Source organism: Rickettsia endosymbiont of Urophora cardui (genome assembly GCF_964030725.1).
In the GTDB taxonomy this organism is placed as follows: Bacteria; Pseudomonadota; Alphaproteobacteria; order Rickettsiales; family Rickettsiaceae; genus Rickettsia.
The window spans coordinates 681,073-706,697 of record NZ_CAXIPY010000007.1 but is presented as its reverse complement, the minus strand read 5'-3'; the positions used below and the strand labels follow the sequence as shown (position 1 = coordinate 706,697).

Sequence of the window (25,625 nt, the reverse complement as noted above, 5' to 3'; positions counted from 1 at the left end):
TACAACAATCCGTAAGAAAATGATAAAATATGGTCATAAACCTTATGGATTTCAGTCAATGCCAATAGACAACATTATCAAATCGCAAGAACAAGGGAAACTGTTTGGTTATAAATTAAAAGAAGAATTAAACCCAAATAATAAGCTATATAAATTAAGAGAATTAATAAATTGGTCTAGGCTCGAAGAGTGGTTATCAAAAAATGTTTGTATTAAGAAATTTGGTAGAAATAGAAAATGTCATAGAGTGATGCTTGGCATAACGATGCTACAAGCAATGTATAATTTTTCAGATTCATTATCAGAGGAAGAGCTAAAAGAGAATATGTATTGGCAGTATTTCTGCGGGTGGGAATATATAGAAAAAGACATAGCTATCTCGGAAACTAGTATACGACGGTTTCGTAGTGTATTAGGTGAAGCTGGATATAATGAGATATTATCGGAGTTGATCAGGGTTGGGATAAAAACTAACACAATTAAAAAAAAAGATTTGGAATTAATCATCGCTGATACGACTGTACAAATTAAGAATATCAAACACCCACACGATGTTTATTTAATGGATAAAGCTAGGCTTAGCATAGTAAAGCTTTGCAACAGTTTGGGTATACATTTGAATGAAACATACGCTAGAACCTATAAACGCGATATAGTAAAGCTATGGAAATATAAAGAACATAGTAAAGCCAAGAAGCGTTGGAAAATAATGAAGCATTTAAAAATATTACTGGGTCGTTTGATTAGAGTATGTGAGCGTGAGATCAAAAATAAGCAATTAAACTTGTCTCTCAAAAATCAAGAAGTATTGCAAAAAATAAAACAAATACATAACCAATCTGTTTTAAAAAGAGAAGCTAAAAAGCAATATAAAGAAGATAACAAAGTATTATATAGTTTTCATGCCCCTGAAGTAGAGTGTATAGGAAAGGGAAAACGCAACAAGCCATATGAGTTTGGCAATAAAGTAGCGGTAGTAGTAAGTGGTCGTAGAAATTTTGTTTTATCCGCAAAATCGTTTCATAATAATCCTTATGATGGTCATACATTGCATCAGAGCTTTGAAGCAGTAGAGAGTGTCACTGGAATCAAGATAAAGAAATCATTTGTTGATCTTGGGTATAGTGGTAGCAATGTAAAGGAGAAGAGTAAGGTATATACCCCAAAAACGCGGAAGAAGTTGTTACAAGAGGACAAGTCTATGATCAAGAGACGCAGTGCCATAGAACCAATAATAGGTCACTTAAAGCAATATGGTCGGATGGGTAGAAACTTCTTGAAAGGTATGATAGGAGATATTATCAATCCAATAATCTCTGCTATTGGTTTGAATTTACGATGCATTGCAAATCATTTACAAATCGTGTCTAACTCCACATAAATCAAAAATATCATCATGCAAAAACTAGATGAACGATAAAAAATCGTTAACAATAGCTCCATATCAAAATTAGACCAACACAGAAATGTATCAGTAAAAATTAACATAACTTATTAATTTTTATTGAAAATCTTAGCAATTTGTTGTCAAAACTCTATCCCATTACAAATGATCAGGATTTGAAGTGTTTTTGGCGGATAGACTATATAGTTTTCATGCCCCTGAAGTAGAGTGTATAGGAAAGGGAAAACGCAACAAGCCATATGAGTTTGGCAATAAAGTAGCGGTAGTAGTAAGTGGTCGTAGAAATTTTGTTTTATCCGCAAAATCGTTTCATAATAATCCTTATGATGGTCATACATTGCATCAGAGCTTTGAAGCAGTAGAGAGTGTCACTGGAATCAAGATAAAGAAATCATTTGTTGATCTTGGGTATAGTGGTAGCAATGTAAAGGAGAAGAGTAAGGTATATACCCCAAAAACGCGGAAGAAGTTGTTACAAGAGGACAAGTCTATGATCAAGAGACGCAGTGCCATAGAACCAATAATAGGTCACTTAAAGCAATATGGTCGGATGGGTAGAAACTTCTTGAAAGGTATGATAGGAGATATTATCAATCCAATAATCTCTGCTATTGGTTTGAATTTACGATGCATTGCAAATCATTTACAAATCGTGTCTAACTCCACATAAATCAAAAATATCATCATGCAAAAACTAGATGAACGATAAAAAATCGTTAACAATAGCTCCATATCAAAATTAGACCAACACAGAAATGTATCAGTAAAAATTAACATAGTCCGTCCGCCAAAACTCTACAAGCCTTATAGATAATATGGTTTTAAGACAAGAAGTAATACAACAATCCGTAAGAAAATGATAAAATATGGTCATAAACCTTATGGATTTCAGTCAATGCCAATAGACAACATTATCAAATCGCAAGAACAAGGGAAACTGTTTGGTTATAAATTAAAAGAAGAATTAAACCCAAATAATAAGCTATATAAATTAAGAGAATTAATAAATTGGTCTAGGCTCGAAGAGTGGTTATCAAAAAATGTTTGTATTAAGAAATTTGGTAGAAATAGAAAATGTCATAGAGTGATGCTTGGCATAACGATGCTACAAGCAATGTATAATTTTTCAGATTCATTATCAGAGGAAGAGCTAAAAGAGAATATGTATTGGCAGTATTTCTGCGGGTGGGAATATATAGAAAAAGACATAGCTATCTCGGAAACTAGTATACGACGGTTTCGTAGTGTATTAGGTGAAGCTGGATATAATGAGATATTATCGGAGTTGATCAGGGTTGGGATAAAAACTAACACAATTAAAAAAAAAGATTTGGAATTAATCATCGCTGATACGACTGTACAAATTAAGAATATCAAACACCCACACGATGTTTATTTAATGGATAAAGCTAGGCTTAGCATAGTAAAGCTTTGCAACAGTTTGGGTATACATTTGAATGAAACATACGCTAGAACCTATAAACGCGATATAGTAAAGCTATGGAAATATAAAGAACATAGTAAAGCCAAGAAGCGTTGGAAAATAATGAAGCATTTAAAAATATTACTGGGTCGTTTGATTAGAGTATGTGAGCGTGAGATCAAAAATAAGCAATTAAACTTGTCTCTCAAAAATCAAGAAGTATTGCAAAAAATAAAACAAATACATAACCAATCTGTTTTAAAAAGAGAAGCTAAAAAGCAATATAAAGAAGATAACAAAGTATTATATAGTTTTCATGCCCCTGAAGTAGAGTGTATAGGAAAGGGAAAACGCAACAAGCCATATGAGTTTGGCAATAAAGTAGCGGTAGTAGTAAGTGGTCGTAGAAATTTTGTTTTATCCGCAAAATCGTTTCATAATAATCCTTATGATGGTCATACATTGCATCAGAGCTTTGAAGCAGTAGAGAGTGTCACTGGAATCAAGATAAAGAAATCATTTGTTGATCTTGGGTATAGTGGTAGCAATGTAAAGGAGAAGAGTAAGGTATATACCCCAAAAACGCGGAAGAAGTTGTTACAAGAGGACAAGTCTATGATCAAGAGACGCAGTGCCATAGAACCAATAATAGGTCACTTAAAGCAATATGGTCGGATGGGTAGAAACTTCTTGAAAGGTATGATAGGAGATATTATCAATCCAATAATCTCTGCTATTGGTTTGAATTTACGATGCATTGCAAATCATTTACAAATCGTGTCTAACTCCACATAAATCAAAAATATCATCATGCAAAAACTAGATGAACGATAAAAAATCGTTAACAATAGCTCCATATCAAAATTAGACCAACACAGAAATGTATCAGTAAAAATTAACATAACTTATTAATTTTTATTGAAAATCTTAGCAATTTGTTGTCAAAACTCTATCCCATTACAAATGATCAGGATTTGAAGTGTTTTTGGCGGATAGACTATGTAAGAGATTCCAACCCGAAATATGCTTGAGATAATTAATATTGATGGTAAATAAGACAAACCTTAGCTTACAAAAAAACTGCGTTTTTCAGTGGCTCTTTTAGAAGCCGATGGACTGATAAGTATATAGTTTGTAAGCCAGCGAATTCCATCAGGGCTGTAGAATAAATTAGGTTGATTTATCAGCTATAGCTAACACGGAAATGTTTCTACCACAGATTAGGAAAAACTTAGGCATTGATCAATAATTTTACGTAAACAGTTTTTAAAGTTAGTCCAGCAATGTTTAATAGGATTTAGATCTGGTGAATATGTGAGTAAATACAAAAACTATGGTAAAAACCTTTCCGCGTTAGCTATATAAGCCGGATACATGACTGCATTTGTTTGTTTTTATTATTGATGTTATTTTTTTCTTGCATTCTACAGGAGGTCCATACATGAAAAAATTGGACAAAAAAATGAAGGAGTGTGTTTCCGCAATAAGTTAGAATAAATAGCAATAAACTTAAGAGGAAAGATGAAGAAAAATAAAGTAAAAATTTTCAGTGCTTCAGAAAAAACGGGGATAGTATTAGAATTAATAAAAGAGGAGTCGACACTTGGTCAGTTAGCTTCAAAATATGCAATAAGTGTTAAAACAATTCAAAATTGGAAAAAACAGTTTTTAGGTAATGCGGCATTAGCTTTTGAACCCGCTAAAGTTTTGAGTGAATATCAAGAACAAATAAATCATTTACAAGAGCAAAATGATGAACTTGCTAAAGCTCTTGGTAGAATCACAGTTGAGAGGGACTGGGCCGTGGGAAAGCTCAAAAGCTTGGATTTATCAAATAAAAAGAGTCTTGTACACTCCAAGCTAAATCAACTCTCAAAATCAAGACAGTGTGAACTATTAAAGATTAGTCGATCTACAGCCTACTATAAATCCAAGGAGATGAGTATAAATAAATTAAGTATTTTAAATAGAATAGATGAAATATATACAGATAATCCTGAATTTGGTTATCGCTATATTCATCAACAGTTACTAGAAGATGGTTTTATTGTCGGTAAAGATCGAGTACTGAAATATATGAGGATGATGGGTATAGAAGCTATTTACCCACATAAGAAAAAATCTACTTCTCGAAACGATAGTGAGCATAAGATCTATAGCTACTTACTTGATCAATATTGGACTAAATCTGGCTCAACAAAGGGAAAGTTCTATAATTAATTAAGCCAGATATAATCAATTTTTAATCTCTCAGGGTTTAATTCCCCGAAGCTCTGCTTCGTGATATCATAAGAAACAACTAAAACTTTTTTAGATACCTCGTAGCTCTGCTGCGAGGAGCATCATTTAAATATAGATATATCATGGCTCATTTAACGATAGATGAAAGATTTAAAATATACGAAATGAATAAGAGTGGTTATAGCTCGCGATATATAGGGACAAAGATTGGCCGTGATAAAAGCACTATATGTTATGAACTCAAGAGAATGAGGCATAATTATAGACCAGATAGGGCTAACACACTTGGTAAATTCCAGTATTAATTAAGCCAGATTTATATTTTCTTCCCATACCTCATTGGGTGTTTTATAACCGAGCACTTTTCTTGGTAAATTATTTAAAAAATCCTCAATTTCTTGTAATTGCTTTATTGTTAATTTTTTTATATCTAAAGATTTAGAGTATACTCTGTGCACCATTGAGTTAATCTTCTCTATCAATGGTTTTTGCCATGGAGAATAAGGATTGCAAAAATATACTTTTCGTTCAGATTTTGGCAATAGTTGTTCATGATTGGTAAATTCTTTGCCATTATCTAACGTTATGCTTTTGATTATATGCGACAATTGTTTAAGTTTTTTATTCATGTTACCAATCACATCTTGTGTTCTTTTTGAACGGTTTAAAGTGAGAAACACTTTTTGTGTTCTGATATCCACAAGAGCGCCTATATTACGACTTTGATTACCTTTGTTAAAAGTTAAATCACCTTCTAAATGACCTATTGCTGCTATCTTTCTATTTATCTCTGGTCTTTCAGTAATGGAAACTCGATTTGGTATTGTAATTCTTTTGTTTCTGATTCTTGTACCATGATGCAACCTATTTTTCCTTTTTCTTGCTAAAGATAAATATAATTTTTGCCTTTGTGCTATAGGAGATGTATAAATAAACTGGTATATACTCTCTGTAGAAATATTGACAGTATCTCGTGATAGTTTACGTCTACCTGAAATTATATCTGGTGAAATACCCTGTGTTAACTGCTTTATTATTTCTGCTCGTAAATTATTATCAATATCTAATTTTCTTTTTCTCTTACCTTGCCTTAAACTGCAAGCAAGTGTGTTAGCCCTATCTGGTCTATAATTATGCCTCATTCTCTTGAGTTCATATATCGTTAAATGAGCCATGATATATCTATATTTAAATGATGCTCCTCGCAGCAGAGCTACGAGGTATCTAAAAAAGTTTTAGTTGTTTCTTATGATATCACGAAGCAGAGCTTCGGGGAATTAAACCCTGAGAGATTAATGGTAGAAATGATTTATTAATCCACTGCTCGCTAATTTTACAAAAATCATCGACAAAACAAAATAATGCAGTAATATCTTTCTTCATGGGGATACTCTTGTTTTTTTGCTAAAAATTATATAGAGTATCTTCTATCCCTTGTAAATACTTACTGCCAAACCTAGATTAATCCAGAATTCAGGTTATGAGAGCCAAGGGATACCAATACTGCGTATTCTTACAGATCGTGGGTCAGAATATAAGGGGAATATAGAGCATCATGCTTTTGAGTTATTTCTTAGCATAGAAGGTATAGAACATACTACAACTAAGGCATATTCTCCCCAAACAAATGGTATGTGTGAGCGTTTTAATAAAACCATGAAACAAGAATTCTTTGATACGGCTATGCGAAAAAAGATTTATACAGATCTTGATGATTTACAATTAGATCTTGATATTTGGTTAGAGCATTTCAATAATGAAAGACCTCATTCTGGTAAATATTGTTATGGTAAAACTCCTATGCAAACTTTTCAGGATAGTAAGAAATTAGCTGTTGAAAAGAATAATGAAATCTTGTATCTTGAATATGTATCTGACAGTCAAAATTTAACTGACAATCAGGTGCGAAATTTATAGTGTCTGTAAGATCAAATCTTGACTTCTACACCCCAATTGGAATGAAGCTATGGCTCATTTTATGATCAAATTTGATGGTAGGATTTAATGGCTCACGAAATTTACACAATTGATGAAACAGAGCCAAGATTAAAATGTTTCAAAACACTAAACTATCATTTTTTCTTGCTAATTTTGAGCTAGTGTTCGACTTTAGCACGCAAAACCAATTAATAGCGGTAGCATTTTTACTAATTACCGCTATCGCAAGTTTATATGCGATTTCTCAAAATAGAAAATTTGAAAGTTTAATCGGTAGTTTATATTGCCTTTCATCTCTCATTTGCTTATTTTCAGGCGATTTTATCTCTATGATAATTTCGTTAGAATTTATGACAATTTTTGCCTGCATAATTATTTTTATAGGAAGTCGTAGTGTAAAACATACTAGGCAGTATTTCCTAACCCACTTATTTAGTAGCGGGTTGATTCTAATTGGCATGAGCTTGTTAATGAACGAAACAGCGAATACCGCTTTCATTCCGTTGACAACAGCGGTATATAATTCTGAATTACCGGCAATATTAATACTTGCAGGCTGCTTAATTAATGCTTCAACTATTTTCTTCAACGGATGGGTAGTTAATTGTTATCCTAAAGCCTCAAGCAGCGGGATGATTTATTTACTTAGCTTCACTACTAAAATCGCATTAATCACAATATTTAAATTATTTAGTGGTCTTGAAATACTTAAATTTTGTGGTCTAGCTATGATCATTTATGGTTTAATATTTGCTTTAATAGAAAAAAACCTCAGAAGGCTAATATGCTATCTTACCGTTTCGCAGCTTGGGTTTATTTTAGCAGCTATAGGAATAAACTCTCCTAGAACCTTATATCTTATTCCGATTTTTATATTTATGCATATATTATATAACGGGGTATTTGCTTTATATTTTGCTATTATAGAAGGTTCAAACGATATTAAAAATTATCGAGACCTTAAAACTACTAAATATAATCCTATTTTATTAATTGGATTTGTACTTACCATATTAATATATAGCTCCATACTTCCAATTAATTCTTCTTATATTAAATTAGAACTAGTAAATGCTTTAAACGAAAACTATATTATGATTTTCTTTAAAATAGCAACCTGTACTATATTATTTAGCTTGGTTTCGGAAATGAGATTAATGTCATTCCTGCGAAAGCAGGAATCTAGTAACGTCACACCATGGTTATACCTTTTCTATTGCCTTATAACCTTAGCAATATGTGCATTTTATCCTGTTCAAATTTCTGATGTAAATAATCACTTATCAATTATCTTAATTGCATTCTTTCTAGCTTTACTATTTCGCTCATCACCACGTATTTTAACAAAAAATATTAACCTTGATCTATACCGCTATATACAAAAAATTATTTACTTCGGTATCACAAAATATAAAGAAGCAAAAAGTGATGAAATAGAGGAAGATGAGTATTTTAATTTTAAAGCTTTCTGGCAAGATACTTTAAGTAAAATATCTACTTGGCATAATGGTCAAACTGCTATATTTATTGTAGTATTGATGTTAGTTAGCCTGATTTTAGTACTGTAGTCGTCATTGCGAGCGACTGCAAAGGAGCGTGGCAATCTCAGGAAATAATAACGAGATTGCTTCGTCGAAACTTACAGTTTCTTCTCGCAATGACGGAAAAACCAATCCATAACAAACAAATTTGACATATGAAACCACCTATTGCTGACAAACAAAACTATAATAATGATTATTACCACTGGCTACGCGATCCCAAATGGCCAGATGTACAAGATAATAAAATCCTAGATCATTTAAAAGCTGAAAATAAATATACTGAGCATTTTTTCACTGATTTACAAGATGATAAGGAAAAGATTTTTGAAGAATTAAAAGGACGCATTAAGCTAGATGATACATCCGCATACACTAAGAAAAAGGATTATTACTATTACCATAGAGTAGAAGCAGATAAAAACTATCCGATATATTGCCGAAAATATAAAAATATAAATGCTCTTGAAGAGATAATATTAGACGTTAATCTTTTAAATACTGGCTTTACCGATGTTGGTGAAGTTGCAATGTCACCTGATCAAAATTTAATGGCTTATAGTGTCGATTTCACTGGTAACGAAAAATATGACATCAAAATATATGATCTCAAAGAACAAAAATATTTAGCTGATATAGTCAAAGAAGTAGCCCCTACTATAATCTGGCATGAGAAATTAAATGGCTTTTTCTATATTACTATCAATGAGAATCAACGCTGGGATAAAGTAATGTTTCATCGTTTAGGCGAGGATGCAACAAACGACAAGCTCATATTTGAAGTAAAGAACTCCGCTCATTTTGTTAGCAGTGAGAAATCGACAAGCCGAGAATATTTATTCATTAATTCAGGTGATTACAATGGAAATGAAATTTATACAATGTCTATGCATGATGAGAGTTTTACGCCAAAATTGGTACGACCTCTTGAGAGTCATATATTTTATGACGTAGCTCATCACGAGAGTTATTTTTATATCAAAACTCATTATAAAGCTAAAAACTTCCGTATAGTCAAAGTTCCGGTCGATAACTTTCAAAATGATGATTGGCATAATGATTATATTAAGGAAGAGCAAGATAAATATTTGAAAGATTTTGATATAACAGAGAATTATCTTATTTTAAATTATCGTGATAATGGCTTACCGCTCGTCAAAATAAAAAGATTTAGCGACTCTTTAGAGAAAGTCGTTTCCTTTCCTGACGAAAGCTTCCAAGCAAATGGCTATTCTACTAATTTCGATGAAGACGATATACGCTTAAACTACTCTTCTCTTGCAAGACCGAACACCACTTACAGCTATGATTTTGATAGCGATAAGCTAACAATATTAAAAGAGCAGGAAATACCATCTGGCTTTAACCCTGATGAGTATAAAGTAGAGCGAATATTTGCAGATAATGAGGGCGTTAAAGTTCCTATCACTCTCTTTTATAAAAAATCTTTATTCAAAAAAGATGGCTCAAATCCTTTATTTTTAATGGGTTATGGAGCTTATGGTATCGCAATACCGGTAAACTTTAGAAATATGGCAGTAACACTTAGCAATCGCGGTTTTGTTTACGCAGTTGCTCATATTAGAGGTGGTGATGATCTTGGGCATGATTGGTATAAGGCTGCTAAATTCTTAAATAAAAAAAGAACTTTTGAAGATTTTATAGCTTGCTCAGAAACTCTCATTCAAGAAAAATATACAAGTAAAAATAATATAGTAATAATAGGCGGTAGTGCCGGCGGTATGTTAATCGGCTATGTTCTTAATGAGAAACCAGAACTCTATAAAGTAGCCGTCGCTCACGTGCCATTTGTCGATGTCCTTAACACCATGCTTGATGAGACTCTACCGCTAACTCTTTTAGAATATAATGAATGGGGTAATCCAAAGGAAAAAGAATATTTTGACTATATCAAATCTTATTCGCCTTATGATAACGTGAAACCGCAAAACTACCCTGCTCTATTTGTTACTTGCGGTATATCAGACCCACGTGTAGGATATTGGGAACCGGCAAAATGGGTAGCAAAATTACGTGAATATAAAACGGATAATAATCCCTTATTGTTAAAAATAAATATGGATACGGGGCATAAAGGTTCTGCCGGTCGTTTTGACTATCTTAAAGAAACAGCTGAAGAGTTAGTATTTATTTTTAAGATGTTTGATGTAGGGGTTTAGTGACAAAACGTCATTGCGAGCGAATGAAATGAGCGTGGCAATCTTGTAAAGCATCCTGAGATTGCTTCGTCGAAACTTTCAGTTTCTTCTCGCAATGACGGAAAAACCAATCCATAACAAACAAATTTGACATATGAAACCACCTATTGCTGACAAACAAAACTATAATAATGATTATTACCACTGGCTACGCGATCCCAAATGGCCAGATGTACAAGATAATAAAATCCTAGATCATTTAAAAGCTGAAAATAAATATACTGAGCATTTTTTCACTGATTTACAAGATGATAAGGAAAAGATTTTTGAAGAATTAAAAGGACGCATTAAGCTAGATGATACATCCGCATACACTAAGAAAAAGGATTATTACTATTACCATAGAGTAGAAGCAGATAAAAACTATCCGATATATTGCCGAAAATATAAAAATATAAATGCTCTTGAAGAGATAATATTAGACGTTAATCTTTTAAATACTGGCTTTACCGATGTTGGTGAAGTTGCAATGTCACCTGATCAAAATTTAATGGCTTATAGTGTCGATTTCACTGGTAACGAAAAATATGACATCAAAATATATGATCTCAAAGAACAAAAATATTTAGCTGATATAGTCAAAGAAGTAGCCCCTACTATAATCTGGCATGAGAAATTAAATGGCTTTTTCTATACTTACTATCAATGAGAATCAACGCTGGGATAAAGTAATGTTTCATCGTTTAGGCGAGGATGCAACAAACGACAAGCTCATATTTGAAGTAAAGAACTCCGCTCATTTTGTTAGCAGTGAGAAATCGACAAGCCGAGAATATTTATTCATTAATTCAGGTGATTACAATGGAAATGAAATTGATACAATGTCTATGCATGATGAGAGTTTTACGCCAAAATTGGTACGACCTCTTGAGAGTCATATATTTTATGACGTAGCTCATCACGAGAATTATTTTTATATCAAAACTAATTATAAAGCTAAAAACTTCCGTATAGTCAAAGTTCCGGTCGATAACTTTCAAAATGATGATTGGCATAATGAGTCTTTTGCAATGATTGTGTAAATTTTTGTTGAGCCTATATTAGAAGTAATTAAAAATATAGGTAGTCCGTCCGCCAAAACTCTACAAGCCTTATAGATAATATGGTTTTAAGACAAGAAGTAATACAACAATCCGTAAGAAAATGATAAAATATGGTCATAAACCTTATGGATTTCAGTCAATGCCAATAGACAACATTATCAAATCGCAAGAACAAGGGAAACTGTTTGGTTATAAATTAAAAGAAGAATTAAACCCAAATAATAAGCTATATAAATTAAGAGAATTAATAAATTGGTCTAGGCTCGAAGAGTGGTTATCAAAAAATGTTTGTATTAAGAAATTTGGTAGAAATAGAAAATGTCATAGAGTGATGCTTGGCATAACGATGCTACAAGCAATGTATAATTTTTCAGATTCATTATCAGAGGAAGAGCTAAAAGAGAATATGTATTGGCAGTATTTCTGCGGGTGGGAATATATAGAAAAAGACATAGCTATCTCGGAAACTAGTATACGACGGTTTCGTAGTGTATTAGGTGAAGCTGGATATAATGAGATATTATCGGAGTTGATCAGGGTTGGGATAAAAACTAACACAATTAAAAAAAAAGATTTGGAATTAATCATCGCTGATACGACTGTACAAATTAAGAATATCAAACACCCACACGATGTTTATTTAATGGATAAAGCTAGGCTTAGCATAGTAAAGCTTTGCAACAGTTTGGGTATACATTTGAATGAAACATACGCTAGAACCTATAAACGCGATATAGTAAAGCTATGGAAATATAAAGAACATAGTAAAGCCAAGAAGCGTTGGAAAATAATGAAGCATTTAAAAATATTACTGGGTCGTTTGATTAGAGTATGTGAGCGTGAGATCAAAAATAAGCAATTAAACTTGTCTCTCAAAAATCAAGAAGTATTGCAAAAAATAAAACAAATACATAACCAATCTGTTTTAAAAAGAGAAGCTAAAAAGCAATATAAAGAAGATAACAAAGTATTATATACAGGAGTTTCGCACTTAGCAAAATTGTGTATTAGTTAGAAGCCATTTAATGTTGTTCTGAATTGATGTTTTTATAACTTCCCAAGTTTGTTGATATAAAGTAATGTTTTCATTTATCCTCCTTTTGTTCATATCAAGCCAGGCCAATACAGCAAGGCAAATATGATTTCTTTGAGCTCGACCCGTGCGTGCCTGACAGCATTCAATACCACAAGTTTGTTTCAATTCTCGATGATAAACTTCTATAGACCAACGCGCCTTAACAATTTTCTCTATTTGCTCACGTGTAGGATTCTCTAAATTAGTTGTTATGTAATCAATGCGACCATTTTTTGCCACAAACTTAAATACCGTAACCCAACCGTATCCACGTAGGTGAATTTTTAGCCCTTCATCGGGAATCTCTAAAGTTTCCAAGCTAACATTACGATTAACTTTTCTATTTTTTCTTAGGTTGGTAACCCATATCCAACCTAAATTACGTATATGTTTTAAATTATCCAAACCACTATACCAAGCATCCATAACTATAGCATCAGGCTTGATACCTCTTTCTTTAGCTAAAGTAAGCATATCACAAAAATGCTTGTTCTTTGTTTTACCATCAGTTTCTTTATCATATATTCTATAATCTACAGGAGTAGATTGATCAATTTGAGTATTGTAATGCAGTAAGTTTACCATTCCTATACCAGGTATAACATCATGTACAGCCCCAGAATATTGATAATTTACAAGCTCGATCCTCTTACTGTATTGCTTTGACAATAAGGTGTCATCTCCCACTAATAAACAAGGATCTTCCAGATCAATATATTTTGACACTTTGCTATAGATTTCGCTAGGGCGAAAATCCTTACTCTTTAACCATCGACTTGCACTATCGTGCGATAGATCTAATGGACTTACTTCAGATAATGCTTTGCTAGTATATCTTACACTACTTGCTTGTAAGAATGATTTATATAAATCTTTGCTACATTTTGATCTTGTCATTTTTATCTAAAACTATTTTTCTCTAGATTAGCATATTATTTGCTAAGTGCGAAACTCCTGATATAGTTTTCATGCCCCTGAAGTAGAGTGTATAGGAAAGGGAAAACGCAACAAGCCATATGAGTTTGGCAATAAAGTAGCGGTAGTAGTAAGTGGTCGTAGAAATTTTGTTTTATCCGCAAAATCGTTTCATAATAATCCTTATGATGGTCATACATTGCATCAGAGCTTTGAAGCAGTAGAGAGTGTCACTGGAATCAAGATAAAGAAATCATTTGTTGATCTTGGGTATAGTGGTAGCAATGTAAAGGAGAAGAGTAAGGTATATACCCCAAAAACGCGGAAGAAGTTGTTACAAGAGGACAAGTCTATGATCAAGAGACGCAGTGCCATAGAACCAATAATAGGTCACTTAAAGCAATATGGTCGGATGGGTAGAAACTTCTTGAAAGGTATGATAGGAGATATTATCAATCCAATAATCTCTGCTATTGGTTTGAATTTACGATGCATTGCAAATCATTTACAAATCGTGTCTAACTCCACATAAATCAAAAATATCATCATGCAAAAACTAGATGAACGATAAAAAATCGTTAACAATAGCTCCATATCAAAATTAGACCAACACAGAAATGTATCAGTAAAAATTAACATAACTTATTAATTTTTATTGAAAATCTTAGCAATTTGTTGTCAAAACTCTATCCCATTACAAATGATCAGGATTTGAAGTGTTTTTGGCGGATAGACTAGGTAACAGAAATGCAAATAGAGAAGAATAAAAAAATAAATGAAGCAATAGATTTGCTGATAGAAGGCGGAGTAGATTTAAAAACAGTACTAAGTCAGAATGGATTAATTAAGGAATTAACCAAGGGTATTTTAGAGCGAGCACTGCATGCTGAGATGTCAGAACATTTAGGTTATAGCAAGTATGATAGAGCTGAAACTGAGAATGCGAGGAATGGTAGTTTTAGTAAGAATCTGATTAGTGAGAATGGTACTATAGAGATAAATGTTCCAAGAGACAGACAAGGTAAATTTGAACCTATAATAGTCTCAAAGAAACAAACAAGAATAGATGGCTTAGACCAAAAGATAATATCCTTATCTGAAGTTTTGACAAAAAATTTTTATTAAAAAAAGTGGCGAGTGTATCAATCTATAATTTGTATTATATATCAAATAATTTACTTTAAATTGTAGAAATATCGCTTTTAAGCTGATAAAAGCACTAAATATTTAACTTTAAATATAAATTTTCACTTTAGTCAGAAAAATTAGAATTTTTGTCAAAACTTCAGTTATATGCGAAGGGTATGAGTGTGTCTGATATTAAAACACAATTGCAAGAATTATATGGAGCTGAGATCAGTGAGAGCCTAATCAGCAGGATTACAGATGAAGTAATAGATGAGGTCAAGATTTGGCAGAGTAGACCTCTTGAATCAGTATACCCTATAGTATATTTTGACTGTTTAGTAGTGAAAGTAAGACAAGATAAACTTATTATTAATGATGCTCCTCGCAGCAGAGCTACGAGGTATCTAAAAAGTCCGTCCGCCAAAACTCTACAAGCCTTATAGATAATATGGTTTTAAGACAAGAAGTAATACAACAATCCGTAAGAAAATGATAAAATATGGTCATAAACCTTATGGATTTCAGTCAATGCCAATAGACAACATTATCAAATCGCAAGAACAAGGGAAACTGTTTGGTTATAAATTAAAAGAAGAATTAAACCCAAATAATAAGCTATATAAATTAAGAGAATTAATAAATTGGTCTAGGCTCGAAGAGTGGTTATCAAAAAATGTTTGTATTAAGAAATTTGGTAGAAATAGAAAATGTCATAGAGTGATGCTTGGCATAACGATGCTACAAGCAATGTATAATTTTTCAGATTCATTATCAGAGGAAGAGCTAAAAGAGAATATGTATTGGCAGTATTTCTGCGGGTGGGAATATATAGAAAAAGACATAGCTATCTCGGAAACTAGTATACGACGGTTTCGTAGTGTATTAGGTGAAGCTGGATATAATGAGATATTATCGGAGTTGATCAGGGTTGGGATAAAAACTAACACAATTAAAAAAAAAGATTTGGAATTAATCATCGCTGATACGACTGTACAAATTAAGAATATCAAACACCCACACGATGTTTATTTAATGGATAAAGCTAGGCTTAGCATAGTAAAGCTTTGCAACAGTTTGGGTATACATTTGAATGAAACATACGCTAGAACCTATAAACGCGATATAGTAAAGCTATGGAAATATAAAGAACATAGTAAAGCCAAGAAGCGTTGGAAAATAATGAAGCATTTAAAAATATTACTGGGTCGTTTGATTAGAGTATGTGAGCGTGAGATCAAAAATAAGCAATTAAACTTGTCTCTCAAAAATCAAGAAGTATTGCAAAAAATAAAACAAATACATAACCAATCTGTTTTAAAAAGAGAAGCTAAAAAGCAATATAAAGAAGATAACAAAGTATTATATAGTTTTCATGCCCCTGAAGTAGAGTGTATAGGAAAGGGAAAACGCAACAAGCCATATGAGTTTGGCAATAAAGTAGCGGTAGTAGTAAGTGGTCGTAGAAATTTTGTTTTATCCGCAAAATCGTTTCATAATAATCCTTATGATGGTCATACATTGCATCAGAGCTTTGAAGCAGTAGAGAGTGTCACTGGAATCAAGATAAAGAAATCATTTGTTGATCTTGGGTATAGTGGTAGCAATGTAAAGGAGAAGAGTAAGGTATATACCCCAAAAACGCGGAAGAAGTTGTTACAAGAGGACAAGTCTATGATCAAGAGACGCAGTGCCATAGAACCAATAATAGGTCACTTAAAGCAATATGGTCGGATGGGTAGAAACTTCTTGAAAGGTATGATAGGAGATATTATCAATCCAATAATCTCTGCTATTGGTTTGAATTTACGATGCATTGCAAATCATTTACAAATCGTGTCTAACTCCACATAAATCAAAAATATCATCATGCAAAAACTAGATGAACGATAAAAAATCGTTAACAATAGCTCCATATCAAAATTAGACCAACACAGAAATGTATCAGTAAAAATTAACATAACTTATTAATTTTTATTGAAAATCTTAGCAATTTGTTGTCAAAACTCTATCCCATTACAAATGATCAGGATTTGAAGTGTTTTTGGCGGATAGACGATATAGTAACTCGTTTAACGAGCAAGATTCATGCAACGGTTCTACATTAGGACGCAAAATATAAACACCATCCTTTAGTCTATGCACCTTATCAAGTAGGTTGTAATCATACGTCCCACCGCCTAATATTTTATTTTCTACTGAGTCTATATCTCTATTAAATTGTAAAGTAGTAATATTACTCTTATTATCAGGATTTGATGCAATAATAGCTGTATGGCCTCGCACAAGGTAAATATCACCAGGTTGGATTAATTTTAATTGTTCATCTTTGATATCACCTCTTAAAAAAGTAACGGGATTATAATGATATTCATTGCCTGGGTTAGAATATGCTGCCTTCATAGTGATAGTACTTATACTTTCAACTTGTTCGGTAGTAAGGTATGTTGCTTTACCTACAGATGTCGAACAATCTTCAGCACCAAATAATAATTGCTTTTTAAAATCACGTTGAGCACCATATTGATAATCTCCAAACAGCATCATGCTCTGTGTAGAAGAGAAAGGATAAGAGTACGGTATCAAGTCATCCGGTAAGTGATAGCTAGTATTACGACAAGAGAATGATGTAGCCGCACCAACCATACTGTCTTGCTTTTTATTACAAGTGGCAGCAAGACTCGCAAGCAATACTGAACTGACAGAAGGACAGGAGTTTCGCACTTAGCAAAGTTGCGAATCAGTTAAAAGCCATCTGATATTGTTTTGAATTGATGTTTTTATAACTTCCCAAGTTTGTTGATATAAAGTAATGTTTTCATTTACAGGAGTTTCGCACTTAGCAAATAATATGCTAATCTAGAGAAAAATAGTTTTAGATAAAAATGACAAGATCAAAATGTAGCAAAGATTTATATAAATCATTCTTACAAGCAAGTAGTGTAAGATATACTAGCAAAGCATTATCTAAAGTAAGTCCATTAGATCTATCGCACGATAGTGCAAGTCGATGGTTAAAGAGTAAGGATTTTCGCCCTAGCGAAATCTATAGCAAAGTGTCAAAATATATTGATCTGGAAGATCCTTGTTTATTAGTGGGAGATGACACCTTATTGTCAAAGCAATACAGTAAGAGGATCGAGCTTGTAAATTATCAATATTCTGGGGCTGTACATGATGTTATACCTGGTATAGGAATGGTAAACTTACTGCATTACAATACTCAAATTGATCAATCTACTCCTGTAGATTATAGAATATATGATAAAGAAACTGATGGTAAAACAAAGAACGAGCATTTTTGTGATATGCTTACTTTAGCTAAAGAAAGAGGTATCAAGCCTGATGCTATAGTTATGGATGCTTGGTATAGTGGTTTGGATAATTTAAAACATATACGTAATTTAGGTTGGATATGGGTTACCAACCTAAGAAAAAATAGAAAAGTTAATCGTAATGTTAGCTTGGAAACTTTAGAGATTCCCGATGAAGGGCTAAAAATTCACCTACGTGGATACGGTTGGGTTACGGTATTTAAGTTTGTGGCAAAAAATGGTCGCATTGATTACATAACAACTAATTTAGAGAATCCTACACGTGAGCAAATAGAGAAAATTGTTAAGGCGCGTTGGTCTATAGAAGTTTATCATCGAGAATTGAAACAAACTTGTGGTATTGAATGCTGTCAGGCACGCACGGGTCGAGCTCAAAGAAATCATATTTGCCTTGCTGTATTGGCCTGGCTTGATATGAACAAAAGGAGGATAAATGAAAACATTACTTTATATCAACAAACTTGGGAAGTTATAAAAACATCAATTCAGAACAACATTAAATGGCTTCTAACTAATACACAATTTTGCTAAGTGCGAAACTCCTGAAGGATTCTCATTACCCCAATATGTCTGTTCACTTGGCGATTGTAAAGTTGGGAGCTCACAAGGGTCAATAGTATTAGTTAATTTATGATAAAATTTACCATCATTTATTTGGCTAACTAACGTCTCCTCTTGACTCTCTGCCCAGTGTTTAGCCATATTAAGTTGTAAGTGAGTTTTATTAGTCTTTATAGGATATCCTATATTACTTAAGTCTTGATCTTTTAAATAGTTATTAATTACTAACTAGTACCATTAAATTCTTTTAAGCTTTGTGTAAACAGTGTGACTAATTCTGCATCTGATATATCAGTATGTTGTTCACGATATTCAAGAATAATCTTTTGTATTTTATCTTGACTATCTTTTGTAGCTTTTTGTTTTGCTCTGATTTGTGCTACCATATGAGCAACTTGTTTATTCTTAATTTCAAACATTATCCCCTCCTACATTATCAGCATCACCAATCGTAGCAACCGTTATGTCATTATGGTCAATATAATTCAGACATACGGCATTTGATGATCGATCTTACTTTTAAAACATGAAATAACCTCATTTTTCTCTATTCTCAGCTCAATATTCTGTATTTGTCGCTCTAACTTTTCTGATGATTTACTATATCGTTTAGATTTTAATAACGCCAGTTGTTCCTTTAAACTATTATTTCCTTCAGTTCATGACCTATTTTCTGCATAAGAAATTTATTTTTAATTGTCAATGATTCTATATCAAGATTTAATGTTGCAACAATTTGATGCAACTCTCTTATTTCTGATAGTAAATTTTTATTAATCACAAATGATATTCCAGTATCTCAAATCAAGTACTAACATTACAGAAGCCATTTTTTATAAATAGCAAATCCAACTACTTATTACTAAAAAACTATCCAAATGACTAATTGTTATAGTAAAACTATATAGACTAAATTATCAAGTGTATATTTGAAATTAAAACTACATTGCTAAAACTAAAACGAATTTATCCAATATATTCAGGTCTATTAGACCATCTTGGATTACGCCAATCTATACCTTCTATTAACATTGATAATTGTGCCTTGGTAATGCTAATAGATTGCTTTTAATCAACCTTAGGCAATGTGAACTTACCACTATCTATAATACACACAAAAACCTTGACCATGTGCAGAACTAAATTTGCCTATCCCCGAGGTAAGCCTACGGGATATTAACGGCAAATTTCCCTTTGGACCGTTCTGCTTTTATTCAAACAATCGTGGCAAGCCACGGGCAATTCAACCTAGGAGCAACTAAATAACCCTCAGCTTATAGCTGAGGGTTGTATGTAAGATCAAATATCAACTACTAAATCTGATAAGCGTTTTAAGAATTCTGACAATTCAGTTTTTAAATGAACAAATGCAGCATCACTATTTTTATTACTTTTAATCTGTTTTTCAAGATCTTTTATGCTTCGGATTAAGGTATTATATCCTGAATCATTGCCAGTATATCCTAGTTCTTTTGCTCTTTCCAAATTATCCCTCGCACTAGCCAAGTAGTTTAAAGCAATTTCCTTGTCTGTTTTATAATTTTCTTCTGCCATTTTAGACATAATGTTAGCATGGATTATAGGCAGTGGTATTGTTCTATTAATGCTAACGAGCTCAACAAGAGCATTTTCTAATGTTTCTATTGCTGCCTTTGATTTTTTTTCTTCTATTAAGCGTGCAGCGGTCTTAAGTGCAGAGGGATATGTTGCTAAAGGTAAATTATAGGTATGAATATTAATTTCATCTCGTAAAATATTTAGCAATACACGACTATGAGGATAGTTTTTTTCCTTTATTGCTTTTTCTGCTGCTTTACTGATATTTCTAATATTACTTATTTTTTGCGGAGCCGCATCTATTAGTATTACCTGTGAAGATATCGGTAGTAAAGCGTTTTCAGGACGACGAGCTAATAATATATTAACTTTGCCTGTAGCATATTCAATTGTAGCAATAGCCTCTTTTTCTTTACCCTCTTTCAAATAAGATATGGCTTTTTTGGTGTTATCAATGACAGTAACTGCATCTTGGACAATAGCTTCTTCCATCTGTTGTTTGACTTGTTGATGCTGCTGTTCAATTGCTGAGTGAGCAATTTCTTTACTTTGAGCCCATACCGTAGGAGCATAGCACAAAATAATAAACATGAATCCTCTGAGGATATTTGGTATGTTTGAACTATAAACTAAAAATTTAAATATATATTTATACATGGTAACCTACTCTTATGGATTGATTGCAGTGTAAACAGATTGTATTCAAGAGTTTTCTTATTATTGCTTTAGCCACAGAACTTCTTATAGATTTTATATGCTTATAAAATCTATTAAGATATATGGACTACACTTTTTTACAATAAGCAAACACCGTGCACTAAAGTTATTCTAAGTTTTATAAACGAAAAATTTAACTCAACCATATCAACGCTCCAACGAAACTTAGAAAGCACATAAATACGTTCATTTGTGATAGTGCTTTTTTGTTCAAATTTATACTATCACACTTCCTTGTTTTTTATCTTTACTGAGAAAACTTCATATAACCCAGGAGCAGTTATGCTATTAGCAAATCGTTGTTAACGTTTTCAACTCCTGGTATAGACCAAGCTGCGTCTACCGCTTCATCCATTTCATCAAAATTACGCACTGCGCCTTTAAGGACTATTGTTTTTCCTTCTACTTTTACTTGAATTTTACTAGCATCAATCCTAGCGTGACGTTCAAACTCCTTGGTAATCTGTTCTTTTACTTTATGCGCATCTATATTAGCTGAAGCTTTTACTATAATATTATTAATTACTGATTTTACTCCCCCAAGATTTCTGACGGCAGACACAGCTGCATTTCTTTGATATTGCCATTCTACTTCTCCTGATAAAGTAATATAACCGTCTTCTACTATTATTTTAATACGCTCATCAGGTATCATTAAGTTTGATTTTAATGCTTTATTTGCTTCTTCGGCTATTTCTACATCACTTCTTTTAATCATTGTAGTTGCATCTACCTTAATTTCATCTACTACTCCTCGAATTCCAGCTATACTCTTTACAGCATTCTCAGCAACCGATTTTTCGACAAAGGTTTTAACTGTCCCTCCTAATACTACGATATCATGATTGCCTTTTATTGCGACAGTAATATTTGTATCATCAAGTCTTGGTTCAAAGCGAAGTTTTTCCATTACTTTAGTATATAATTTGCCATTACTGACCATAATTACCTCTATTTTAAAAATGATGCTCCTCGCAGCAGAGCTACGAGGTATCTAAAAAAGTTTTAGTTGTTTCTTATGATATCACGAAGCAGAGCTTCGGGGAATTAAACCCTGAGAGATTAACAATTACAATATTTTTAAGTAGAATCCATCCTTCTGGATTCTACTATAATAATATAGTTTTTTAAATTACTTTAATCTTTTTAGCTTTACTTTGTTCTTTTTTAGGTATCTTAATAGATAAGATACCATCCTTAAATTGTGCTTCTATATGTTCTTCATCAATATTAGATGGTAAACTAATAGAACGGTAGAAAGAGCCATAATATCGTTCCTGCATATGATAATTATAATCTTTTTTTTCAGTAGATTGTTCTTTTTGACCTTCAATAGTTAGGATGTTACTGTCTATTTTTAGATCAATATTATCTTGTGTAACGCCTGGTAATTCCATTTCTAGATTATACTCAGAGTCATTTTCCATAATATTAGTTCTTGGTGATAGCATTCTATTATTTTCAGAAGCAGGATAAGAAAAAGAAGCTATTTCATTAAAGAAGTTATTAAAGATATCATCAATATAGCTTCTTTTATTAGAGTTATTTTGTAGTTCTGATTTATTTCTAATACGTGGTAAATTAAAAGCCATAAAAACCTCCTATTTAAGTTAAATAATAATAAATTAATACATTATCTGATGAACGAACATTAGAATTACCCATGACGAATATTAAAATTACCCATTTTTGAGTAAAAAATATTGTCTAAAGTGTTACATTATTATCCTCCGATTTTATAGTTAATTTTTTGCCTTTAGCTGTAGCGATTCTATAACTTTCAGTATTGAGTTCAAGAATTGAAGAATGGTGAACCAATCTGTCAATAACTGCTGACGTAGTCATTTGGCTCTGTCTCATCAATTGTGTAAATTTCGTGAACCATTAAATTCTACCATCAAATTTGATCATAAAATGAGCCATAGCTTCATTCCAATTGGGGATAGGCATAGACCATTTTTTGGTAATATAATCAATTGTCAGATATAAAACCTTAAATACTGCGTCATCATTTGGAAAGATGCGTTTATTCTTAGTAACTTTTCTCAATTGGCTATTCAGCGATTCTATCGCATTTGTAGTGTAAATAATCTTACGAATCTCCTTTGGATATTGCAAGAAAATTATCAAATTATCCCAATTATTATACCAAGATTTAGCTATATGCGGATATTGCTTACTCCATTTTTGATCAAATGACTCAAGAACTAATTCTGCTTCTTTTTCAGTAGCAGAAGTATAGATTAGTTTCAAATCCGCTGCTAATTGCTTTCTATCTTTATATGATACATATTTGAGGCTATTCCTGATCTGATGGACAATACAAATTTGATGTTCAGTTTTCGGGTATACTGATGCAATAGCATCAGACATACCAGTTAGATTATCACTACAAGCAATTAAGATATCTTTTACTCCTCTATTTTTCATCTCAGTAAAATTACCAAGCCAAAATTTAGCTCCTTCATTCTAAAATATCCTTTCTGCCAGATAAATCTATTCCTAAAGCTACATATACTGATTTATTAATAATAAGTTTATCTTGTCTTACTTTCACTACTAAACAGTCAAAATATACTATAGGGTATACTGATTCAAGAGGTCTACTCTGCCAAATCTTGACCTCATCTATTACTTCATCTGTAATCCTGCTGATTAGGCTCTCACTGATCTCAGCTCCATATAATTCTTGCAATTGTGTTTTAATATCAGACACACTCATACCCTTCGCATATAAGGATATTATCTTTTGGTCTAAGCCATCTATTCTTGTTTGTTTCTTTGAGACTATTATAGGTTCAAATTTACCTTGTCTGTCTCTTGGAACATTTAGCTCTATAGTACCATTCTCACTAATCAGATTCTTACTAAAACTACCATTCCTCGCATTCTCAGTTTCAGCTCTATCATACTTGCTATAACCTAAATGTTCTGACATCTCAGCATGCAGTGCTCGCTCTAAAATACCCTTGGTTAATTCCTTAATTAATCTCTCAGGGTTTAATTCCCCGAAGCTCTGCTTCGTGATATCATAAGAAACAACTAAAACTTTTTTAGATACCTCGTAGCTCTGCTGCGAGGAGCATCATTCCATTCTGACTTAGTACTGTTTTTAAATCTACTCCGCCTTTTATCAGCAAATCTATTGCTTCATTTATTTTTTTATTCTTCTCTATTTGCATTTCTGTTACCTATATTTTTAATTACTTCTAATATAGGCTCAACAAAAATTTACACAATCATTGCAAAAGACTCAGTCATTTCATCTTTAAAAATAGTATTCCATTTTGCAAAAACTAAATTGCTAGTAATTAATACACTACGCATTTCATAACGTTCAGCTAATAACCTGAATTCTGGATTAGCTAATTTTGAGATATAGCAGGTTTGTTAGGTTTCATACAGTATGCAATTAGGGCGGATAAGATATGTACAAAGGCATTCCAAATTGATCTATGTCTTGTATGTTCGATCTCGAAAGCACCCTTCAGCACACTAAATACTGTTTCGATAATTGAGCGTTTGCGTAATAATATTTTTTCAAATAATGGCATAAGTTTATTCTTCATTTTCTTCTTTATGCCAGTTACTAACTTGATTCCTTTGCTGTATAGATCATCAAAGAGCTCCTGTTTGATATAACCCTTATCGCCAAACAATAATCCCGTGATATGTTTGGTGATTATCGAAACCGGCGCTCTATCATCTACATTACCAGGCGTTAGTTTTAGACCTTGAATCTCACCTTTTTCGTTAATAACCAAATGTAATTTTAGACCAAAAAACCAACTTTTTGTTGTTTTACCCAAAGCAGCAATACCGGCAAAGACTTTATTACGAGAGATTCTTTTTCGATGACAATGACTAACGAATATTAGAATTACCCTCAACGAACATTAAAATTACCTATAAAAAAGAAGTAACTATGGACAGTAAAATCGAATAAAAATTTATTTTTAAATATTTAAATATTATTCGAGAATTACTGATGACATGTACAAAGAACCAAGTAGGTATTTTAATGCAAAAGATCAAAAAATATAATCAGATAATTTCTGCTGCAAAAGCAGGTATGAGTGTAAAAACGGCACGTAAGTATTTACGTATTAATATAGCTAACACGGAAATGTTTCTACCACAGATTAGGAAAAACTTAGGCATTGATCAATAATTTTACGTAAACAGTTTTTAAAGTTAGTCCAGCAATGTTTAATAGGATTTAGATCTGGTGAATATGTGAGTAAATACAAAAACTATGGTAAAAACCTTTCCGCGTTAGCTATAAGTATCCAAGCGAATTACGCACAATACGTAAATATAGGACACGTAAGGATCCATTTGTGAAGCACTGGGATGAAATAGAATCAATGCTAGAATCAGCACCGGAGTTGCAAGCAACTACCATATTAGCATATTTGACAGAAAAGTATCATGGGAATTATAATGGGAAGCAATTACGCTGTTTGCAGAAAAGGTTGAAACATATAATGGACTAATGGTATGGACCTCCTGATATAGAGAATGAAAAGC

At 32.4% G+C, this 25,625-nt stretch carries 21 protein-coding genes and 11 pseudogenes; 17 read left to right on the top strand and 15 right to left on the bottom strand.

What is annotated here, in order from left to right:
• Positions 1-19: 19 nt before the first annotated feature.
• The 5 genes and pseudogenes from AAHI98_RS17875 to AAHI98_RS17855 form a co-directional block, all read left to right on the top strand.
• Positions 20-1,381 (top strand): IS5 family transposase, encoded by a 1,362-nt coding sequence (locus AAHI98_RS17875; RefSeq protein ID WP_342224717.1) that lies wholly within the window; start codon positions 20-22, stop codon positions 1,379-1,381.
• A gap of 190 nt (positions 1,382-1,571) precedes the next feature.
• A complete protein-coding gene (locus AAHI98_RS17870; RefSeq protein WP_342224861.1) occupies positions 1,572-2,075 on the top strand; it encodes a transposase in 504 nt (167 codons plus the stop codon).
• Positions 2,076-2,261: 186 nt separating this feature from the next.
• The gene (locus AAHI98_RS17865) at positions 2,262-3,623 is read left to right on the top strand and encodes an IS5 family transposase (RefSeq protein ID WP_342224717.1); all 1,362 of its coding nucleotides are present in this window, start codon (positions 2,262-2,264) and stop codon (positions 3,621-3,623) included.
• 726 nt (positions 3,624-4,349) lie between these two features.
• Positions 4,350-5,048: an IS3 family transposase gene (locus tag AAHI98_RS17860; RefSeq protein ID WP_342226642.1), complete on the top strand. Its 699-nt coding sequence runs from the start codon at positions 4,350-4,352 to the stop codon at positions 5,046-5,048.
• A gap of 143 nt (positions 5,049-5,191) precedes the next feature.
• A pseudogene (locus AAHI98_RS17855) lies at positions 5,192-5,356 on the top strand (helix-turn-helix domain-containing protein); the annotation flags it as partial.
• Positions 5,357-5,374: 18 nt separating this feature from the next.
• On the opposite strand, the pseudogene AAHI98_RS17850 reads toward AAHI98_RS17855, so the two are convergent.
• Positions 5,375-6,229, bottom strand: a pseudogene (locus tag AAHI98_RS17850) (IS30 family transposase); the annotation flags it as partial.
• 124 nt (positions 6,230-6,353) lie between these two features.
• Positions 6,354-6,452 (bottom strand): annotated as a pseudogene (locus AAHI98_RS18955) (IS982 family transposase); the annotation flags it as partial.
• 96 nt (positions 6,453-6,548) lie between these two features.
• Here AAHI98_RS18955 and AAHI98_RS17845 point away from each other — a divergent pair.
• From AAHI98_RS17845 to AAHI98_RS17825, 5 genes and pseudogenes are all read left to right on the top strand, one after another.
• A pseudogene (locus tag AAHI98_RS17845) lies at positions 6,549-6,986 on the top strand (integrase core domain-containing protein); the annotation flags it as partial.
• Positions 6,987-7,120: 134 nt separating this feature from the next.
• The gene (locus tag AAHI98_RS17840) at positions 7,121-8,575 is read left to right on the top strand and encodes a proton-conducting transporter transmembrane domain-containing protein (protein WP_342226639.1); all 1,455 of its coding nucleotides are present in this window, start codon (positions 7,121-7,123) and stop codon (positions 8,573-8,575) included.
• Between the two features lie 128 nt (positions 8,576-8,703).
• Complete coding sequence (locus AAHI98_RS17835) at positions 8,704-10,728, top strand: S9 family peptidase (protein WP_342226638.1); 2,025 nt, start codon at positions 8,704-8,706, stop codon at positions 10,726-10,728.
• A 133-nt stretch (positions 10,729-10,861) separates the two neighbouring features.
• A pseudogene (locus AAHI98_RS17830) lies at positions 10,862-11,759 on the top strand (S9 family peptidase); the annotation flags it as partial.
• 151 nt (positions 11,760-11,910) lie between these two features.
• Complete coding sequence (locus AAHI98_RS17825; protein ID WP_342224828.1) at positions 11,911-12,825, top strand: transposase; 915 nt, start codon at positions 11,911-11,913, stop codon at positions 12,823-12,825.
• On the opposite strand, the gene AAHI98_RS17820 is transcribed toward AAHI98_RS17825, so the two are convergent.
• The gene (locus tag AAHI98_RS17820; RefSeq protein ID WP_342224760.1) at positions 12,802-13,782 is read right to left on the bottom strand and encodes an IS701 family transposase; all 981 of its coding nucleotides are present in this window, start codon (positions 13,780-13,782) and stop codon (positions 12,802-12,804) included. The two genes, AAHI98_RS17825 and AAHI98_RS17820, sit on opposite strands and share 24 nt — an antisense overlap.
• A gap of 91 nt (positions 13,783-13,873) precedes the next feature.
• On the opposite strand from AAHI98_RS17820, the gene AAHI98_RS17815 reads away from it, so the two are divergent.
• The 4 genes and pseudogenes from AAHI98_RS17815 (at position 13,874) to AAHI98_RS17800 (ending at position 16,779) form a co-directional block, all read left to right on the top strand.
• On the top strand, positions 13,874-14,332 hold the full coding sequence (locus AAHI98_RS17815; RefSeq protein ID WP_342224960.1) for a transposase: 459 nt from the start codon (positions 13,874-13,876) through the stop codon (positions 14,330-14,332).
• Between the two features lie 215 nt (positions 14,333-14,547).
• Positions 14,548-14,895 (top strand): annotated as a pseudogene (locus AAHI98_RS17810) (transposase); the annotation flags it as partial.
• A gap of 188 nt (positions 14,896-15,083) precedes the next feature.
• Positions 15,084-15,302 (top strand): annotated as a pseudogene (locus AAHI98_RS17805) (transposase); the annotation flags it as partial.
• A gap of 115 nt (positions 15,303-15,417) precedes the next feature.
• Positions 15,418-16,779 carry an IS5 family transposase gene (locus tag AAHI98_RS17800; RefSeq protein ID WP_342224717.1) on the top strand — a complete coding sequence of 454 codons (1,362 nt, stop codon included), beginning with the start codon at positions 15,418-15,420 and terminating at the stop codon, positions 16,777-16,779.
• A 162-nt stretch (positions 16,780-16,941) separates the two neighbouring features.
• Here the strand turns inward: AAHI98_RS17800 and AAHI98_RS17795 are convergent, their stop codons facing one another.
• Positions 16,942-17,649 carry an RP439 family protein gene (locus tag AAHI98_RS17795; protein WP_342226636.1) on the bottom strand — a complete coding sequence of 236 codons (708 nt, stop codon included), beginning with the start codon at positions 17,647-17,649 and terminating at the stop codon, positions 16,942-16,944.
• A pseudogene (locus AAHI98_RS18950) lies at positions 17,650-17,751 on the bottom strand (IS701 family transposase); the annotation flags it as partial.
• A gap of 59 nt (positions 17,752-17,810) precedes the next feature.
• Between AAHI98_RS18950 and AAHI98_RS17790 the strand changes: the two are divergent.
• On the top strand, positions 17,811-18,791 hold the full coding sequence (locus tag AAHI98_RS17790) for an IS701 family transposase (RefSeq protein ID WP_342225110.1): 981 nt from the start codon (positions 17,811-17,813) through the stop codon (positions 18,789-18,791).
• 254 nt (positions 18,792-19,045) lie between these two features.
• On the opposite strand, the gene AAHI98_RS17785 is transcribed toward AAHI98_RS17790, so the two are convergent.
• The 10 genes and pseudogenes from AAHI98_RS17785 to AAHI98_RS17745 form a co-directional block, all read right to left on the bottom strand.
• Positions 19,046-19,240: a hypothetical protein gene (locus AAHI98_RS17785; RefSeq protein ID WP_342226635.1), complete on the bottom strand. Its 195-nt coding sequence runs from the start codon at positions 19,238-19,240 to the stop codon at positions 19,046-19,048.
• Between the two features lie 66 nt (positions 19,241-19,306).
• On the bottom strand, positions 19,307-19,450 hold the full coding sequence (locus AAHI98_RS18350) for a hypothetical protein (RefSeq protein WP_410526214.1): 144 nt from the start codon (positions 19,448-19,450) through the stop codon (positions 19,307-19,309).
• Between the two features lie 670 nt (positions 19,451-20,120).
• The gene (locus AAHI98_RS17780; RefSeq protein ID WP_342225288.1) at positions 20,121-21,035 is read right to left on the bottom strand and encodes a YfdX family protein; all 915 of its coding nucleotides are present in this window, start codon (positions 21,033-21,035) and stop codon (positions 20,121-20,123) included.
• 340 nt (positions 21,036-21,375) lie between these two features.
• Positions 21,376-22,038 carry a BON domain-containing protein gene (locus tag AAHI98_RS17775; protein WP_342225287.1) on the bottom strand — a complete coding sequence of 221 codons (663 nt, stop codon included), beginning with the start codon at positions 22,036-22,038 and terminating at the stop codon, positions 21,376-21,378.
• Positions 22,039-22,222: 184 nt separating this feature from the next.
• Positions 22,223-22,687 carry an Hsp20/alpha crystallin family protein gene (locus AAHI98_RS17770; protein WP_342226305.1) on the bottom strand — a complete coding sequence of 155 codons (465 nt, stop codon included), beginning with the start codon at positions 22,685-22,687 and terminating at the stop codon, positions 22,223-22,225.
• 115 nt (positions 22,688-22,802) lie between these two features.
• Positions 22,803-22,964, bottom strand: a pseudogene (locus tag AAHI98_RS17765) (ATP-binding protein); the annotation flags it as partial.
• Positions 22,965-22,979: 15 nt separating this feature from the next.
• Positions 22,980-24,123, bottom strand: a pseudogene (locus AAHI98_RS17760) (IS256 family transposase).
• A 25-nt stretch (positions 24,124-24,148) separates the two neighbouring features.
• Entirely contained in the window at positions 24,149-24,277 is a 129-nt protein-coding gene (locus AAHI98_RS17755; protein ID WP_342225169.1) for a hypothetical protein, read from the bottom strand.
• Positions 24,278-24,326: 49 nt separating this feature from the next.
• A complete protein-coding gene (locus tag AAHI98_RS17750) occupies positions 24,327-24,473 on the bottom strand; it encodes an ATP-binding protein (RefSeq protein WP_342226695.1) in 147 nt (48 codons plus the stop codon).
• Positions 24,461-24,964, bottom strand: a pseudogene (locus AAHI98_RS17745) (IS982 family transposase); the annotation flags it as partial. The pseudogene AAHI98_RS17745 and the gene AAHI98_RS17750, both read right to left, overlap by 13 nt.
• 119 nt (positions 24,965-25,083) lie before the next feature.
• Between AAHI98_RS17745 and AAHI98_RS17740 the strand changes: the two are divergent.
• A complete protein-coding gene (locus tag AAHI98_RS17740; protein ID WP_342226634.1) occupies positions 25,084-25,266 on the top strand; it encodes a hypothetical protein in 183 nt (60 codons plus the stop codon).
• A 169-nt stretch (positions 25,267-25,435) separates the two neighbouring features.
• The gene (locus AAHI98_RS17735; protein WP_342226312.1) at positions 25,436-25,591 is read left to right on the top strand and encodes a hypothetical protein; all 156 of its coding nucleotides are present in this window, start codon (positions 25,436-25,438) and stop codon (positions 25,589-25,591) included.
• Positions 25,592-25,625: the final 34 nt, after the last annotated feature.

Bases quoted from the DNA above. Each gene is read 5' to 3' on its own strand.
- AAHI98_RS17740 (WP_342226634.1), top strand. From the start codon at position 25,084: ATGACATGTACAAAGAACCAAGTAGGTATTTTAATGCAAAAGATCAAA.
- AAHI98_RS17780 (WP_342225288.1), bottom strand. From the start codon at position 21,035: ATGTATAAATATATATTTAAATTTTTAGTTTATAGTTCAAACATACCA.
- AAHI98_RS17835 (WP_342226638.1), top strand. From the start codon at position 8,704: ATGAAACCACCTATTGCTGACAAACAAAACTATAATAATGATTATTAC.
- AAHI98_RS17755 (WP_342225169.1), bottom strand. From the start codon at position 24,277: ATGCAAATAGAGAAGAATAAAAAAATAAATGAAGCAATAGATTTGCTG.
- AAHI98_RS17770 (WP_342226305.1), bottom strand. From the start codon at position 22,687: ATGGCTTTTAATTTACCACGTATTAGAAATAAATCAGAACTACAAAAT.
- AAHI98_RS17775 (WP_342225287.1), bottom strand. From the start codon at position 22,038: ATGGTCAGTAATGGCAAATTATATACTAAAGTAATGGAAAAACTTCGC.
- AAHI98_RS17790 (WP_342225110.1), top strand. From the start codon at position 17,811: ATGACAAGATCAAAATGTAGCAAAGATTTATATAAATCATTCTTACAA.
- AAHI98_RS17825 (WP_342224828.1), top strand. From the start codon at position 11,911: ATGATAAAATATGGTCATAAACCTTATGGATTTCAGTCAATGCCAATA.
- AAHI98_RS17860 (WP_342226642.1), top strand. From the start codon at position 4,350: ATGAAGAAAAATAAAGTAAAAATTTTCAGTGCTTCAGAAAAAACGGGG.
- AAHI98_RS17785 (WP_342226635.1), bottom strand. From the start codon at position 19,240: ATGTTTGAAATTAAGAATAAACAAGTTGCTCATATGGTAGCACAAATC.
- AAHI98_RS17800 (WP_342224717.1), top strand. From the start codon at position 15,418: ATGATAAAATATGGTCATAAACCTTATGGATTTCAGTCAATGCCAATA.
- AAHI98_RS17820 (WP_342224760.1), bottom strand. From the start codon at position 13,782: ATGACAAGATCAAAATGTAGCAAAGATTTATATAAATCATTCTTACAA.
- AAHI98_RS17875 (WP_342224717.1), top strand. From the start codon at position 20: ATGATAAAATATGGTCATAAACCTTATGGATTTCAGTCAATGCCAATA.
- AAHI98_RS17865 (WP_342224717.1), top strand. From the start codon at position 2,262: ATGATAAAATATGGTCATAAACCTTATGGATTTCAGTCAATGCCAATA.
- AAHI98_RS17840 (WP_342226639.1), top strand. From the start codon at position 7,121: ATGTTTCAAAACACTAAACTATCATTTTTTCTTGCTAATTTTGAGCTA.